Here is a 16,004-nt window from a genome sequence, read left to right as displayed (position 1 = left end):
GTCAACTCAGCGCGCCGCGCTCAACCCGATCCGCAAAGGCTCGGATGTAAGCCGCGATTTCGCTGCAGCGCGATTCCAGAGCGAAGTGACCGCTGTCCACAAGATGAATTTCGGCATCCGGAAGGTCTCGTCTGAAGGCTTCAGCCCCGGCAGGAATAAACGACGGATCGTTTTTCCCCCAGACCGCGAGAAGAGGCGGCTGATATTCACGCAGATACGCCTGAAATGCCGGATAAAGAGCGACATTCGTCTGATAGTCAAAGATCAGATCTGACTGAATTTCGCCATATTCCGGGCGTTCCGTGTAGTGGATATCCAGCGTATAGCCATCCGGTGAAACGCTTCCCGGTTCCGTGCCGAATGTGTACTGACCGATGATGGTCTGAGGCGCAAAGGCGCTTTTATATTGTTCGCGAAGTTCAGGAGTCGGATGGCGCCAGTACTCGGCTCTTGCCTCCCACTTTTTGCCAAGCCCTTCCTGATAGATATTTCCGTTCTGACTGATGATCCCGAGAATCCTGGCCGGTTCCGACTTTGCGAGCCGAAAGCCGATCGGGGCTCCATAGTCAAACACATAAAGAAAGAACTTCTCAAGCCCCATCTCATCGGCAAACTGCCGGACGATATCAGCGAGATGATCAAACGTATAAGCGAAAGAGGTTCTTGGAGGCATGTCAGACCGGCCAAACCCCGGATAGTCGGGAGCGATCAGATGAAACTGATCTTCAAGCGCCGGGATCAGATCGCGGAACATGTGACTGGAGGACGGGAAACCGTGAAGAAGGAGGAGAGTCGGTTTCTGGGGGCTCCCCGCTTCGCGATAAAAAATATCAAGCCCCTCAATCTTTATTGATCCGTACCTTGTCATAGGTTCTCCTCTGAGATCTTCTGCCGCGGCGGCACTTTCGGGCTGCGCAAATGAAAAATACGATTCCGGCCAGAAATATACCCCCAAAGCTGTGACATCGGCCCCCGCGCTGTGTTATAGATCGCTCAGAGGAGAGTCATTGCTATGGATTTCGTATATTCACAGAGCCCCTGGGTTCTGCCTAAGGATCCGGAGGGAACCGAAAAAATATTCACGGAACACGGCTGGAAGGTCACGTTTAATGATCACGAGGTGATTCCTTTCGGCCTCGAGAAACGGGTTTATTTCATCAGAAAGGGACTTTTCGCCACGCTGGCTGGCGGCGCCGGGGACTTCAGCCGCATGGTCGGGCTTTTTCCGGCCGGCACCACTCTGGGAGCCATCCGCGCTATCTCACAGCCAGGCAATGAGATGCCCCTGATGGCCAAAGCCCTGCTGCCTGTTGAGGCTCTGGCACTCGATATCCCGCTGTATCTCAGGGAACTCTCGCGCGATCCTGAATTTCTGTCTCTTACCAAAACCAATTTCATTCTGAAGGAAGAAGCTCAGGTGGAAGGACTGCTGATGAACGGTCTCCTCACCGTTCCGGAACGTCTCGCTCTGATGATTCTGTCTCTCTTCAAAGCGGGCAACCGCGTTCCTGACGATACTGGCGCACCGCTTCCCGGCTCCATTACTGTCACGGATCTGGCAGCTCTCATTCACAGCACCCGGGGAGTTGTCAGCCGGACACTTTCAGGGTGGGCCAGGGAAGGTCTGATTTCCGAGCAGAATGGCCGATATGCCTACGCCCGGCAGCAGCTTCTCTTTCTGGCGCAGAAAGATCACGTCTGACCGGAACACACACCGTCTTCAGATATCCAGTCGGGCAGGGCCTGAAATGATTTTTCGTGCCACTTTTTATAAAACAGAACTCATAAAAAAGATTTAGTTACATTTCCTCTACCAGTCTTACGTGATTTTGACGCTCTTTTGACAAAATCTCGCTTACTTTCCGTGACACAAAGTTATTACGCCAAGAGAAAACGCCTGATTTGTGATTGCATAAATAACAATCACCAGAGTTCACTTAAACATGACGTTAACCCGTAAGGGTTTATTTCTCCCACATTCATTATTTACAATTTCAAACGGCTGAAATTAAATGCTTCTTTTTAAATATCCGGCTAAAATATTGCCAATTAGCACAATTAATGTAACAATACATTCTAAATAAAAAAGCTAAGATATATAACTGCGGTACCAAGCATTAAATAAGTTTGGCTTTACACAGAGGAACACCTTTAAACTATGAAAATTATTACTGAAATTCGAAGGGAAAATCTTCTCCGGCTTGTCGATCAGTGCGGCAGCCTTGCCGCAATTTCCGAGGCTATTGGCAAAAAGCGTACCGATCCGACCCTCCGCCAGATCAAGATCCGCGCATGCTCCCCGAAGGGCACCGTCCGCAACATGGGACACTTCCTGGCCCGCCTGATTGAAGAGAAACTGAATCTCCCATCCGGCTGGATGGATCAGGACCATTCTCTCGACGATGCCTCACCCGAAGAACGTCTGGAGCTTCGTCAGCGCCGCACCAAGTCGCGTACGTTCTCCCGCGCTCCGACCTGCACGGTCTCCTTCACTGACGGGAAGCCTGATTTCCATCCCCTTGATGAAGTCCGTTATCCTTCCGTCGTTTACCCCCGTCTCTATCTCGCAGACCGCGGATTTGAGCCGAAGGATCTGAAGGGACTGATCGCGGGTGAAGACATTCCCGAGTACAGCATCTGCTCAGGCGACATCGTTGTCATCAATACCGCTGCCGGCGATCCGAGACGCGGCACCATCGGCATCTACGCGTTCCTGATGCCGGGCAAGGATGGCAAGGATGCTGTCATTTATGCAAAAGAAGACCGCGCGCCTACGGGCGGGGTACCGATCGGAAAGGTGATTTCCGTTTCCCGCTTCTTTTAAGAACAGTCAGAACTCTGACTGTCTTCTTTCAAAGCGGCGCTCCCGGTAAGGGACGCGCCGCTTTGAAATGTCTGAACTCCGTGACTCTTTCAGGCTTAACGGAGAAACCGCCAGCCACTCCACTGCCTCGCAGATTGAATCCCAAATGCCCTCACGTCCGGCCGCTGCTCCCGGCACGTTCCACCTCTCCTGAAACTGTCACAGCGTCTGCTATGGAGCAGTCTTAACTCCGCTCTTCCGTTATGTTCAGACCACATTCCGACCCGAAAACGATCGCTTCAAAGCGCAGAGTAGCAGACGTATACAAAATCCTCTTCTGTCAAGGGGTGGAAATTTTTCCACGGGCGTCTTAAGATTCGTATCTCACTCTTTAATTTTTGAATTTTCAGGAAGTTTAATAAATGGCTGCAGTGACTCGTTCTGAACTTATGCTTCTTCTCAGCGAACGGATTCCCGGCATTTCGGCGAAAACCGCGGACGAGGCTGTGCGGCTTATCCTCGAAGAAATGACGCGTGCGGTGTCGAGCGGCCGTCGGATTGAAATCCGTGGCTTCGGCTCCTTCGCGCTCAACTATCGCCCTGCCCGCAAGGGCCGCAATCCCCGCTCCGGTGAGAGCGTTGAAGTCCCGGCAAAGTATGCCGTGCACTTCAAGGCCGGCAAGGAAATGCGCGAAGTCGTCGACCGTCAGGCAAAGGCCGGCGTCCCGATCGGTTCCCCGGAAGGGACTGAAGCCGAGGATGAAGACTGATACCGCCTTCTGATGGCCGCAAGGCCATCAGCAAAACCGAGTGAGCCTCCAGGAACAGAGCTTTCCCGGAGGCTGTTTTTTTGGCAATTCCACATCAGGAAACCAATTTAAAACCTCATCCGAACGGCGTATATTGGATCAAACTGCCTGTCTTTTTTATGTGATCCCATGATTCTCCGCATCATTCTCTTTACCGTTGCGTTTCACATGACCTTTTCGGTTGTGCGCGTTACCGCGAGTCTTGACGCGCTTTCGCACGGATACGGTTCCTTTAAGGTTGGCCTGCTGATCAGCCTTCTCGCGCTTTTCCCAACCTTCCTCTCCATGCCATGGGGCCGTATCGTAGACCGGGTCGGCGCTCGTCTGCCCATCGCGGTCGGCGGGCTGATTCTGCTCGCCGGGGTCATGATTCCGGCAGTCTTCCCGACGTCGCACTTCGGTCTCACACCGCTCGCCTTCTCCTGCGCTCTTACCGGTATCGGCATGATGTCTACCTCCATGGTATCGCAGCAGCTGATGGGCTTCTACTCCAACTCCCACAACCGGACCGCTAACTTTGCCTGGCTCGCAACCGGACAGGCGGCCTCCGGTCTCGTCACGCCAATCCTTTCCGGCATGATCATTGACGCGTTCGGTCACCGGTACGCTTTCTTCTACGGCACAGCGGCGGCTCTGCTTGGGCTCGCAGCCTTTTACTGGAGCCGCAATAAGCTCCCCGCTTCCTGGGAGCGGACACGGCTCCGCGACAAAAAGACGGGGGCCTTCGAGCTGCTCTCGCACCCAAGAGTCCGAAATGTGCTCTTCGTTTCCGCCCTTGTTTCCATGGCCTGGGATCTGGAAATTTTTATGTTCCCGGTTTACGGTCATGCGATCGGACTTTCCGCTACCGAGATTGGCTGGCTGATCGGTATGTTTTTCGCGGCGACGTTCGCAGTCCGATTTCTCATGCCGCTGCTCTCAAAACGCATCTCTGAGTGGCAGTTCCTTGTCGCCGTTCTTGCGATCGGCAGCTTTGCCTACATTCTTTTTCCGTTCTTTACAGAGCTTGGGCCGCTGCTCATCGTCGCGTTCATTCTCGGTCTGGGGCTCGGCGCGAGCCAGCCGAACGTCATGAGCCTCCTTCAGACCCAGAGTCCGAAGGGACGGGTCGGCGAAGCGCTCGGCATCCGCACGATGCTGACAAACCTTTGCCATACCGTGCTTCCGACCGGATTTGGCCTTCTCGCATCAGCTGTAGGCTTTTTCTGGATCTTCATCGCAATGGGGGTCATCATGGGCGGTTCCGCCGTGCTCGCGCAGTTCAGAGACCGGTCAGATGAGGTCACGGAAGAGGAAGCGTAATCAAAAACATCGTTTTATCGCATTTTCGCCTTGCTAAAAAATCCCTGAAGTCCTATGATTCGTAGCCCTTTTTTGATTTTTAATGCTTCTAGGATTTTGAAATGCCGTCCCCCATCACCCGCTCTGAACTGATTTCCATGCTGAATGAACGCCTCCCCGTACTGTCGAACAAGTCAGCTGACGAAGCAGTGCGCATCCTCTTTGAAGAAATGGGAAAGGCAATTACGAGCGGCCGCCGGATTGAAATCCGCGGCTTTGGCTCCTTCTCGCTGAACTACCGTCCTGCCCGTATCGGTCGCAATCCGCGTACCGGCGAGAGCGTTCCGGTTCCGCCGAAGTACTCCATTCACTTCAAGCCAGGTAAGGAAATGCGAGAAGTGGTGGATTCTCACTCTCGGAAGCCTCTCGCCGAATAATTCAGGCCTGTTGCTTTCATAAAAAAACCTGCCAGCGCTCATTCGCCGGCAGGTTTTTTTCACCCTGTTCCAGACCTGGATAAAAAGAGAGCCCGCTCAAATCCATTACGGATGGGCGGGCTTCATAAAAACATATATGAGGAGCGTCAGGCACAATTTGCGGCACCTAACGGAAGTAATTACAGCATTTTTTCTTTATAAACCGGACGGTATACCAGCTTGAATCCTGTGTTGTTTGATATCAGGAAAAGAAAACCAGAATCTTTACATTTCCCGGAATCTTCCAGAACTGCCGGTTTCAGCCGCTCCGGTGCGTAAGTTTCCAAGTTATCCACAGAAGAGTGGAAAAATCACTGGATAAGTTGCTTAACCTGAAAACAGAGCAAGATTAAAAAAGACTGCCTAAAAAATAATCAGGTCTCTGTGAGAGGCCTGATTCCCTGGAAAACCGCGTCAGAGAGCTGTCAGACGATTCCTGATACCCGATCAAAATACCCGGACAGTTTTTCCATTCCCCGCAGGCTGATGTTTGAAAAGAATTCCGGATCCGTCTTCACCACTGCCTCCCGGATCACTGACTTCTCCCGATCTGTGAGATGGGTCCAGGTGGCGAGGTCGAAATGAATCTCAGGATGCCCCTCAGAGACGATCCTGAGCCGATAGGTCATCGCTTCCATTCCTTCAGCCTCAAGCGTCTTACGTATGGCCTCCTCTGCCTTCTTAAGCCTCTGAAGCACAGGTTCAGTCGGTGTCATACCGTAAGGAAAACGCGTAAGGAGGCAGGGCTCAGGAAGCTGGTCCGGGCGTTCCATTCCGGTTTCAGCCGCAAGACGGTGAATTTCAGGCTTACCAAGTTCCGCTACCGCGAGGGGCGAATGAATACCGAGTTCCTTAAGCGCGATCATACCCGGGCGCCAGACACCCGCTTCTCCATCCGTATGGTTTGTGCCGTCACAGAGCGGAAGATCACCGGCTTCTTTAAGAAGTGCCGTGAAAACCGCCTTCTTGCAGCCGTAACAACGATACTTGGTGCCGTCATGCACTTCGGGTACGTTTAGAGGATCCAGCTCAAGAGTCCGGATTTCGAAGCCGTTCTCCCGCGCCCAGCGATACCCTTCCTCTTCATTTCCTCCAACATGGGAGCCGGTGACGTGAAGCAAGGTCGGCGTGAATCCAAGAAGTTTGGAGGCATGAGAAAGGAACCGGCTGTCGAGCCCGCCCGAATAAGCAATAGCAAAACGCCCCTGAGGCGCCACATCTTCCAGCGCTTTACGTAGCCGCTCCAGCAGCCCGTTCGCTTCGTTCGATAAACCTTCCATTACAAGGCTCTCCTTAAGCCGCAGAAATTGACAGAGGAAGCAATCGTTTCGGAGTCTTCCTTACTATCTATCCACACTGAGTATGAATGGTATAAGCATACCGATTCCGACTTACTCCGAGTGGATCTTTTCTCGCTATTTCTTGTCGGATTTTCTCGTATGAAGAAAAATTCCCTGAAAAAAGAGGAGAACATTGCTGTTCTCCTCTTTTTAAGGTTTCCCGGACTACTTTCAGAAAATACCGCCAGGGCTTTCTTCATACCCCATGAAGCCCGGAATGTCCTTAATGATGCCGTGGACATGCGTCAGCACTTCCTCGATGAACTGACTGATCAGAGGATCGCGCTCACGGGTCGGATTCACCTCCTGATAAATCGGAACGGCGGGGAGCTTCCAGTCGGTGAGAATAAGCTTCAGATCACCGGTCTTCAGGTAGTTATCAACCATCAGGCTGTTGATGTTCGCAAGAACCCCTTCGCCGCCAAGGGCTGAGGGGACGAGCGGCAGATACGCACTGGAACGCAGCGACGGATTAATACGGACTTCGCGCGTTTCGCCATTCTTTGTAAACGTCAGAGTCGTCCCTTCTCCGCCCGTAGGACGGTAGAAGAAGAAAACCGGCGTCTTCAGAATATCCTCTGGTTCTTTCGGTTCACCGTACTTCTCTATATAAGAGGGGGCTACTGCGAGCACGGGATGAAAGGAGCAGATCGGCTGCAGACGGTTCTTATCGCGTCCCGTCGGTGTCCCGAACCAGTAGCAGAGATCCGGTTCACCCTTGATTTCTTCCGGTGTGTCGTAGATCTCGAAATAAGTCTGCGGATAGCGCTTCTGAAAATCCGTGATAAGTCCAATCAGATCACAGTCCGCGAGAACTGACGGGCAGGTGATGGAAATCTTCTGAGGGGGCTCTTTCTGGCTGCGCTGGAATGAGGCAAGAAATGCGTCGTATTCCGCCAGAATATGGCTGATGTTTGCGAAAGCCACGCGTCCTTCGGGGGTGAGTTCAAGCCCTTGGTTGGAACGGAGAAGAAACTTCGTTCCCATGGTCGTTTCGAGCTTATCGATACGGCGCGTGACGGTTGACGGGGCAACGCCGAGGTTCTGTGCGGCAATCTTCATCGACCTGGCTTTCACCACGTCGATAAGCATTCGCCAGTCGTTCAGCTGATCCAGTTGAAACTGTTCGTTTGCTGGAGTCCTCATAATTTTTATTCTCCAGATATTGAAATTCGCCGAAAACCAAAATCTGGCCGTTCTCTCCGTTATCCGCTGTCGGTTTCCGCTTGCGGTATGTCGGAGCAGAAGCTCTGCCGGGAAAGCGTGAGACTGATCGCCCGAGCGCGTGCTGAAATGAACCAGATGATACGACCCCGGCTCTGTCCGGAGGTTTCCCGGACTCGCTGCCTGCCGAGGGTTACGGCGGCCAGACGGCTGGGTCCGCCCTGTGTGACGCGGCTCCAGACGCCGTACCTGGAAGCTCGCGTTTGGTGAATGCCCGACTGCTTATCTGGAATCCTGCCGAGAGGTTTCTCAGCTTCTTCCCGGGTCTTCTGCGGGGCGTAAGCCCTCTTGAATCAGACGCTCCCGACAGCCGTGGCCGCGGGGAAATGACCGACCTGCATCATTCTTCCGAAGTATCTGAGATCAAATCTTATCATATGGAATGCTGTCGATAACCTTTCAAAAATAGGGAATTGCGGGCGATTCCCAATCATGCGTTTCAAACTTCACCCAAAAGAACACCCCCGCAATGCCCGGCTTGGAGGAAGACCATGCCAGACACTGCGGGGGCTGCGACCTCAGGAGTTTTTCAGATTCAGAAGTTGGCGATCACGTTGCCCTTATAGGACTTATTGATGTACGCGCGGACTGACGGATCCTGATAGGACTTGACGAGAGTCTTCACCCAGGCAGCGTTCTTGTCCTTCTCGCGGACCACGATGTAGTTGATGTAGTTCGCCGTGGGCTTCTCGACAAGAATCCCCTTGCGGGTCTTTGAAAGACCGGAAATGTAGGCATAGTTGCCATTCACGGCAGCGGCATCGAGATCATCGATCGCGCGCGGCGTCTGTGCCGGGTCCAGTTCCACAATCTTCAGCTTCTTCGGATTCGAGACGATATCAAGCGGCGTTCCGGTACGGCCCGCGGAGGGTTTCAGCTTGATAATGCCCGCCTCCTGCAGCACGTAGAGCGCGCGGCCTTCTGTCGACGGATCGTTCGGAATCGCAATCCGGGCGCCGGTCGGGATCTCGCTGAAGCTCTTCCACTTCTTCGAGTAGAAGGTGAGCGGAGCCGTAATTGTCTTGCCGACGGCGGCGAGGCCATAGTTCCGCTGTTTATTCAGAAGCTCAAAGTAAGAAAGCGTCTGGAAGATATTGGCATCGAGATCGCCGTGGGAAAGCGCTTCGTTCGGAGACACATAGTCCTGGAACTCAATCACTTTGATATCGAGTCCGTTCTTCTTCGCAATCGGTAGGGCCTGGCGGAGGATTTCGGCGTGGAGACCAGCCGTCACGCCAACCTTCAGGGTTTTGGTCGCCGCATGGGCGGGCACCGCGAGAGCAAGGGTGGAAGCAAGAGCAGAGATGAGAAGAGTACGGCGAAGCATGGCAGTTTCCTTTTCTCTCCAGCCGCTTGAAGTGCCGGCTGAAAAAGCAATGATGTCTTTGAATGGTTTTCGAAGAGGGAGGGAGACTCGCTCCAGCCCGTCCTTGAGAATTAAATTACCGGAAGGCTTTGCTGAACTCAAAAAAGTAATACCTGAAACGCTTGACACGTCTCAGGTATTACCGCATCTGTCGGAAATAGATCTCTTACGAAGAACGCCCTCCGGCCTCCCCTGCCCGAGGGAAGTGCGGGCAGGGCTAAGCCAGAGGGCGTCAAAGGGATTCTGAAACCGGGCTTCTCTATCAGAAGTTCGCGATCACGCTGCCCTTATAAGACTTGTTCACGAAAGCGCGGACAGACGGATACTGATAGGACTTCACAAGGGTCTTCACCCAGGCGGCGTTCTTATCCTTCTCGCGAACCACGATGTAGTTCACGTATTCAGGACCGGGCTTCTCAACGAGAATGCCCTTGCGGGTCTTCGTGAGACCGGAGATATAGGCGTAGTTGCCATTAACTGCCGCCGCGTCCAGATCATCGAGGGAACGGGGAGTCTGGGCCGGATCGAGCTCCACGAACTTCAGCTTCTTCGGATTCGAGATCACGTCAAGCGGTGCCCCCTCACGGCCGACACCGGCCTTCAGTTTGATGAGCCCCGCCTGTTCAAGCACAAAAAGCGAGCGGCCTTCGGTGGACGAATCGTTCGGGATGCCGATCTTCGCGCCGGTCGGAAGCTGGGAGAGGCTCGTGTACTTCTTCGAGTAGAACGTAAGCGGCTCGGTGATCGACTTGCCAACCGGGGCAAGGCCATAGTTGTGCTGCTTGTTCATCAGCTTCAGGTAGGAGAGCGTCTGGAAAATGTTCGCGTCCAGATCACCGTGAGCCAGAGCTTCGTTCGGAGACACATAGTCCTGGAACTCGATCACTTTGATGTCAAGGCCGTTCTTCTTCGCGATCGGCAGAGCGGCGCGGAGAATTTCAGCGTGAGTGCCGGCCGTGACACCGATCTTCAGCGTCTTGACGGGGGCTGCCTGAGCGGGAATCGCGAAGGCCAGGGATGCAGCGAATGCAGAGATAAGAAGTGAGCGGCGAAGCATGATGTTTGTCCTTTTATAGCTTTTCAGCCGCCGTCACCTGAGAGAGTGAGTGCCGGCTGCCGGGAATTTTGTCTTTGCCGGGAATCCCCATCGGGCGGAGGAGAAGCGCATCAGGGGATCCCGTTGAGTCAAAAGTTACCTGAAGGGAGAGCTGTGTTCAAAAAAGTATTACCAGCGGCATTTGACGAAACTCAGGTATTACCGCTGAAGTTCCGCCCCTCAGGTTATGTCCGTCAGAAATTCGCAACGACACCGCCGCGGTAGGTTTTCCGGATGAAATCGCGGACAGAAGCGTCCTGGTAGGACTTCACGAGCGGCTTGACCCAGACGGCATTTCTGTCCTTCTCGCGTACAACGATGTGATTGATATAAAGCGACGCGGGCTTTTCATAAAGAATCGCCTTCCCGCTCCCCATGATCCCGGCGAGGAACGCGTAGTTGCCGTTCACCGCGGAAACATCCAGATCCGGAAGCGACCGGGCGGTTTGCGCGGGATCCAGTTCCACAAATTTCAGCTTCTTCGGGTTTGAGATGACATCAAGCGGGGAACCTTCGCGGCCAGCGGAAGGCCGCAGCTTAATGATTCCCGCATCCTGCAGCGCATAGAGCGCCCTGCCTTCTGAAGACGGATCATTCGGGATTCCGATCCGCGCACCCTGCGGCACCTGGCTGAAGCTCTTATAGCGGTTGGAGTAAAAGGCGAGCGGCAGCGTAATCGTCCGGCCGACCGGCACGAGCCCATAACGGCGCTGCTTATTCATGAGACCAAGGTAAGACTCAGTCTGAAAGATGTTGGCGTCCAGATCGCCGGCGGCTAGCGCTTCATTCGGCGACACATAGTCCTGAAACTCAACAATTTTTATGTCCAGCCCGTTTTTCTTCGCAACGGGAAGGGCCGCACGGAGAATATCCGCGTGAGGACCTGACGTCACCCCGATCCGGAGGCGTTTCACGGAGGCGAATGCCGGATTCGACGCAATCAGTGTCAACGGCAGAAGAAAGGATGTCTGGAGCAGTGCGCGGCGTTTCATATGGGTTTCCTTTGATTCAGTCCGGCTGTTCATTGCCAGCCGTAGGATTTTTCTGAGAAGAGGCTTTGGATCGGTATTGATCCGCGCTCCCTTTACCGAACAGTACCGATTGCCCGCTTATTACACCAAATAGGTATTACTTACTGAATTGACACCGCACAGGTATTACCGGAATGGCTTTTCTTCTGAGATCCGGGACTGGTAATCCGGTCATGATTTTTTTGTTTTTAAATCAGTTCTTACCCCAAAAGGAAATCCCTAGTGGCGAAAACACTAACTCTTGTGGATAAGCCCAAAAGGTTTATCTAGAATCGGAACTGTTCTCGGGAAACAGGAGATCGCAGACTTAAGTGCCTCTCTGCGTTCCAGGTCGGGAACAGAACTTTGTTTTGTTTTCTCCCTGCCTATAAGGCCGGGAAGTCACTTTTAAGGATGTTTTTCAACATGCATACTGCTCTGAAGATTGTTGCCGCCGCCTCTATCGCCATGATGGCTGTTGCTTGCTCCAAGCAGGCTTCCGCCCCGGCCTCCGCTCCGGCTTCTTCTGCTGCCGCTACGATGGAAGCTTCTTCGCCTGCCGCTTCCGCCGCTGCTTCTGCTCCGGCTGCTTCCGCTGCCGCCAGCTCCGCTGCTGCTTCTGCCGCTGCTTCCGCTCCGGCCAGCTCCGCTGCCGCGAAGTAATTCCATCAGACTTTTTGCCTGATGCAGTCCCCCCGGCTTTCTTACGAAAGCCGGGGATTTTTATTGCCGGGAGGGAGTTTTTTCACTCGCGAACCGGATAGCCTCCTGAAGCACCTGATCTCTCAGTGGATCAGACCTGAGGCGGCTGACAGCGGCCGACATACGGATGGAAGGGAGCGGTCCCTCGAAAGTCACCGCCCGGACCGCATCCGGAGTTGAGCTGAGATAAGACTCCGGGATCAGCGCGATCCCTTCCCGGCAGGCGACATAGGCGATCTGATGCTGGATCGTTTCCGGTCTGTGACGCACACGGGGCTCAAAGCCTTCCGTCCGGCAGGCTCTGACAAACGCTGCAGCGTACCCCGGATTCACACGGGGTAGCGTCATGATCCATTCCTCATCGCGGACGTCCTCCCACGTCACAATCTTTCTCCTGCTGAGAGGATGATCCCGCGGCACGATGAGAACCGATGGCTCCTCACTCAGCAGCTGAAGAGAAATCCCGCGGACAGAGAGTTCCGCGAATCGCCCGAAAGCGATTGAGATCTCACCCGCGAGCAGCGCTGCCACCAGGTCCGCGGTGTCGTAGAGCGTGACGCTGAGCCTGACACCGGGAAGCGTCTGATCAAGGTACCGCATGAAGTCCGGAAGGAATTGGAAAAGGCAGGCTTCCACTGCCCCGATCGGTATCTCCCGGATAGCTTCACGGCTCACTGTGACCGCATCCCGCTCAAACTCCGACGCCAGTCTGACGACAGAGCGGGCTTTGGGGAGCAGCGCCTCGCCTTCGGGAGTGAGCGACACACCCCGCGCGGTGCGCTGCAGAAGCCTGACTCCGAGATCGGATTCGAGACGCGTGATCATTGAGGCCACCGTCGGAGTTGAGCATCCAAGAATCCTCGCCGCCTTACTGAGACTCCGCTCATCAGAAGCCGCCGCAAAAGCTTCGAGCGCTTCAAAAAGTTTTCCATCCGGCCGCTTTCTCATGATGCCCTCATCTGTCTTATGCACAGCGATATCGGTATTAAAAAATTTTAACGCTGACTGTAAACCCGTTTTCCGTGGGTGCTTTCATAGAATGGATTTCAACGGAAATGTCTCCCGGTTTCTGATTCTGAAGAAAAATGACGTCGCAGCTGCCGCTCTACCTTCTGCTTTGCTTCACTACGATCGTGACCCCCGGAGCCGGTGTGCTCTACACGGTGACCGGATCACTGAAATACGGTGTCCGGTACGCCTGGCCCTGTGTGGCCGGAAACGCGGTCGGTGTTCTTATCGTGTCATTTCTGACAGCGGGAGGTCTGGGCGCTGTGCTGGCCGCGAGCCCTGTGCTTTTCACGACGCTCCAGGCGATCGACGGTCTCTATCTGATCTACCTCGGAATCCAGGGACTCCGGGCAAAACCCTTTGACCTGATGCGGCTCGCTTCCGCGAGTGACCGGGCGTCTGAATCCCAGTGGACGCTCTTCCGGAACGCGGTTCTGCTTCAGGGCACGAACCCGATGCTGTTTCTCTTCCTCTTCGCGCTCTTTCCTCAGTTTGTCATGAAGGAAAGCCCCTTCTGGCCCCAGGCAACTGTCCTGATCGCGCTTTTCAGCGTCCTTCTCATTCTGATTCACAGCGCATACGCCGTGATCGCGACAGCGGCGCGGGGTGCCCTTCACAGCACCCGCGCATCTCTCATCATTAACCGGACAAGCGGCATTCTCTTTATCGCGCTCGGTCTCATGGTGTTCGCAAAGATTCTGTCCGGTTTCTTCTGAACTGCCAGGTCAGTCCTCCCGGCGGAACACCTCAGCGCCGCGGAGGAAACCACGCCTCACCCGCATCTCATGGATCCGGTCTTCGGGCATCGTAAAAGGATCCGCTTCCAGAATACTGAAGTCCGCCTCGGCCCCAGGCGCGATGACACCGGCCGGTGACTCCTTCGCGAAGAGCTTCGCGGCCCGCCCCGTGTAGAGTGAAAGCGCGGTGCCAAGTGACACCCCTTCCTCACGGTTGATCGGATGGCCGTTATAAGCCACACGCCGCACCGCGGCTTCAAGCGACACCGCAGGATCGTCCGGATCCATCCAGGTGGTCGCCGGGCTGTCTGACGAAAGGGCCAGCGCCTCCACCGATTTCTCCAGTGTTTTTACCGGATACATGCGCTTAAAAGGCCCCGGGGAGAGTGACGCCTCATAGCTCTCAATTTCCGCGAAAGGAAAGATCACCTGGGTTGTCATACCGAATGTCAGACGGCTCTTCCGGATCCGCTCAAGCTGCTCAGGCGTAATCAGCGTCACATGCTCAAGCCGCACGCTCGGCACCCCCTGAAGCCAGTCGGTTTCGCCCTCGAGCACCTCGAGAATCTGATCAATCGCGTGATCTCCCATCACATGGATCGCAAGCTGCACGCCATTTCGTTTCGCGAAGGAAACGGCCGCCAGGATCGCAGCCGGAGTCAGCGTTGAGAGCCCGGTCGTCCCATCCTGATACGGTTCATTCACCCAGGCCGTGCGGCCGGAAACTGAGCCGTCCGCAAAGAGCTTGACTCCTGCGATGCGGATGCGGCCCGCTTTTTCTTCCTCCGTGATGTCTGCCATGCCCCGCTCATCCTCACCGCCTTCCCAGACGAGGTAAAGCGCGGCCTGCAGGTCAAACCCAAGCGGCTCCGCGGCCCGGAACGCTTCAAGCGTATTCAGAGGGGAACGGCGCGCCATCATTTCCGTGACAACCGAATACCCGCGTTCATGAAAGTGCCGGGCAGATCCCGCGATCACCTTCACGACACTCTCGAAATCCGGTTTCTCGGCGAGACTCCTCACCCTGGCGTTCGCCTCCAGCTCAAAGAGAATGCCGTTCGGCGTCCCGTCCGCCTCCCTGCCGAAAGCACCTACCGCAGGATCAGGCGTATCTCGGGTGACACCGGCAAGTTCCAGCGCCTTCGTGTTGCAGATGCCTGAGTGACAGTCAGACCGGATGATATAGATCGGCTGCGAGGTACTGACGAGATCCAGATCGTGACGGGTCGGGGTCCGATGCTCAGCGAGCTTCGTTTCGTCGTACCCCCAGCCCGTGATCCACCGATCCGGTCCTTTCCCATAGGAGGGATTCTTCCGGAGGGCTTCAATCATCGACGGGATATCGGTTACCGCAGGAATCGTGCACGCCGTGGAATTCGCGATGCCGGCAACAATCAGCGCGTGCTCATGGGCTTCAATAAGCCCCGGGATTACAGAAGCTCCCGAAAGATCCACCTCCGCGTCGGCTTTGTAGGGGGCATCGCCCTCCTCACCAACCCAGGAAAACACACCGTCTGTTACCTCAAACGCTGAGGCGAAGTGATCCGGGCCTGTCCCCGTAAAAACCTTTCCATTCCGGTAAAGCGTCGTCGTCATGCTGAAAATTCTCCAAGGCGGTCCCCGTGTCGGACTTCGGGACCGATGTGAGCTCATTTATACACGTATCAGCTGGACTTTTTCGGAATGCGGGACCGTATTCCCGGAGCCTGGCCGCTCCGATGCGGATCCAGGAAACAAAAACGCTTTGGCTTGTTCTCCAACATGCTACCTAAGTAGCCCCTTCCCCTAGAATCTTTTTCAACAGAAACAGAGAGTTCAGAGACTCACGCAGAACTCTGGTTTCTAACCGGTTACCTAAGCCGGGGAAAGGATTTAAGGGAGAAGGTGTCTCCCATCTCCTTTCCCCGCTTTTTTCTCAGAATCTCTCCTGCTCCCCGATTCCTTCCCCGCTATGATGGGTGAAGCTACCGGGGAGATCCTTCTGATGCGGCTTAGAGACAGACAATCAAGGTTTTGGCGCTGCGGGTTCTCAGGTCTTTCAGACCGCGTTTTGCTCACAGCCCTCATAACGCTTCTCGCCGCCGCGTTTTTCTGTCTGCCATTCCCAGCTGGAGCCGCCGCTCTTACGGAAGCCTCAGCTTCCGTATCCAGC

At 54.7% G+C, this 16,004-nt stretch carries 15 protein-coding genes; 7 read left to right on the top strand and 8 right to left on the bottom strand.

Annotation, left to right across the window (positions count from 1 at the left end):
- Position 1: 1 nt before the first annotated feature.
- Complete coding sequence (locus BN1936_RS00680; protein ID WP_049686407.1) at positions 2-868, bottom strand: alpha/beta fold hydrolase; 867 nt, start codon at positions 866-868, stop codon at positions 2-4.
- 144 nt (positions 869-1,012) lie between these two features.
- Between BN1936_RS00680 and BN1936_RS00675 the strand changes: the two genes are divergently transcribed.
- The 5 genes from BN1936_RS00675 to BN1936_RS00655 all read left to right on the top strand — a co-directional run bounded on the left by BN1936_RS00675 (position 1,013) and on the right by BN1936_RS00655 (position 5,330).
- Complete coding sequence (locus tag BN1936_RS00675) at positions 1,013-1,702, top strand: Crp/Fnr family transcriptional regulator (protein WP_022442985.1); 690 nt, start codon at positions 1,013-1,015, stop codon at positions 1,700-1,702.
- A gap of 456 nt (positions 1,703-2,158) precedes the next feature.
- Positions 2,159-2,824 carry a hypothetical protein gene (locus tag BN1936_RS00670; protein WP_022442986.1) on the top strand — a complete coding sequence of 222 codons (666 nt, stop codon included), beginning with the start codon at positions 2,159-2,161 and terminating at the stop codon, positions 2,822-2,824.
- A gap of 410 nt (positions 2,825-3,234) precedes the next feature.
- Positions 3,235-3,573 (top strand): integration host factor subunit beta, encoded by a 339-nt coding sequence (locus BN1936_RS00665; RefSeq protein ID WP_049686486.1) that lies wholly within the window; start codon positions 3,235-3,237, stop codon positions 3,571-3,573.
- Positions 3,574-3,741: 168 nt separating this feature from the next.
- Positions 3,742-4,914 carry an MFS transporter gene (locus tag BN1936_RS00660; protein ID WP_049686406.1) on the top strand — a complete coding sequence of 391 codons (1,173 nt, stop codon included), beginning with the start codon at positions 3,742-3,744 and terminating at the stop codon, positions 4,912-4,914.
- A gap of 113 nt (positions 4,915-5,027) precedes the next feature.
- Positions 5,028-5,330 carry an integration host factor subunit beta gene (locus BN1936_RS00655; protein WP_049686485.1) on the top strand — a complete coding sequence of 101 codons (303 nt, stop codon included), beginning with the start codon at positions 5,028-5,030 and terminating at the stop codon, positions 5,328-5,330.
- A gap of 464 nt (positions 5,331-5,794) precedes the next feature.
- Here the strand turns inward: BN1936_RS00655 and BN1936_RS00650 are convergent, their stop codons facing one another.
- From BN1936_RS00650 to BN1936_RS00630, 5 genes are all read right to left on the bottom strand, one after another.
- Positions 5,795-6,649 (bottom strand): adenine nucleotide alpha-hydrolase family protein, encoded by an 855-nt coding sequence (locus tag BN1936_RS00650; protein WP_049686405.1) that lies wholly within the window; start codon positions 6,647-6,649, stop codon positions 5,795-5,797.
- A gap of 231 nt (positions 6,650-6,880) precedes the next feature.
- Positions 6,881-7,855: a LysR family transcriptional regulator gene (locus BN1936_RS00645; RefSeq protein ID WP_022444004.1), complete on the bottom strand. Its 975-nt coding sequence runs from the start codon at positions 7,853-7,855 to the stop codon at positions 6,881-6,883.
- Between the two features lie 613 nt (positions 7,856-8,468).
- Positions 8,469-9,260 (bottom strand): MetQ/NlpA family ABC transporter substrate-binding protein, encoded by a 792-nt coding sequence (locus BN1936_RS00640; protein ID WP_022444003.1) that lies wholly within the window; start codon positions 9,258-9,260, stop codon positions 8,469-8,471.
- Positions 9,261-9,561: 301 nt separating this feature from the next.
- A complete protein-coding gene (locus tag BN1936_RS00635; protein WP_022444002.1) occupies positions 9,562-10,356 on the bottom strand; it encodes a MetQ/NlpA family ABC transporter substrate-binding protein in 795 nt (264 codons plus the stop codon).
- Between the two features lie 233 nt (positions 10,357-10,589).
- A complete protein-coding gene (locus BN1936_RS00630) occupies positions 10,590-11,387 on the bottom strand; it encodes a MetQ/NlpA family ABC transporter substrate-binding protein (protein ID WP_022444001.1) in 798 nt (265 codons plus the stop codon).
- Between the two features lie 444 nt (positions 11,388-11,831).
- Here BN1936_RS00630 and BN1936_RS00625 point away from each other — a divergent pair, with 444 nt between their 5' ends.
- On the top strand, positions 11,832-12,068 hold the full coding sequence (locus BN1936_RS00625; protein ID WP_082164422.1) for a hypothetical protein: 237 nt from the start codon (positions 11,832-11,834) through the stop codon (positions 12,066-12,068).
- A 60-nt stretch (positions 12,069-12,128) separates the two neighbouring features.
- Here BN1936_RS00625 and BN1936_RS00620 read toward each other — a convergent pair whose 3' ends face one another.
- Positions 12,129-13,055 carry a LysR family transcriptional regulator gene (locus BN1936_RS00620; RefSeq protein WP_022443026.1) on the bottom strand — a complete coding sequence of 309 codons (927 nt, stop codon included), beginning with the start codon at positions 13,053-13,055 and terminating at the stop codon, positions 12,129-12,131.
- A gap of 137 nt (positions 13,056-13,192) precedes the next feature.
- Between BN1936_RS00620 and BN1936_RS00615 the strand changes: the two genes are divergently transcribed.
- The gene (locus tag BN1936_RS00615; protein WP_049686402.1) at positions 13,193-13,831 is read left to right on the top strand and encodes a LysE family translocator; all 639 of its coding nucleotides are present in this window, start codon (positions 13,193-13,195) and stop codon (positions 13,829-13,831) included.
- Between the two features lie 9 nt (positions 13,832-13,840).
- On the opposite strand, the gene BN1936_RS00610 is transcribed toward BN1936_RS00615, so the two are convergent.
- On the bottom strand, positions 13,841-15,448 hold the full coding sequence (locus tag BN1936_RS00610; RefSeq protein ID WP_022442972.1) for an amidohydrolase: 1,608 nt from the start codon (positions 15,446-15,448) through the stop codon (positions 13,841-13,843).
- Positions 15,449-16,004 lie beyond the last annotated feature (556 nt).

It is taken from the genome of Dakarella massiliensis (genome assembly GCF_001182045.1).
GTDB lineage: Bacteria > Pseudomonadota > Gammaproteobacteria > Burkholderiales > Burkholderiaceae_F > Mesosutterella > Mesosutterella massiliensis.
Note: the sequence above shows the minus strand (reverse complement) of the source record. Positions and strands in the feature narration are given on the sequence as shown.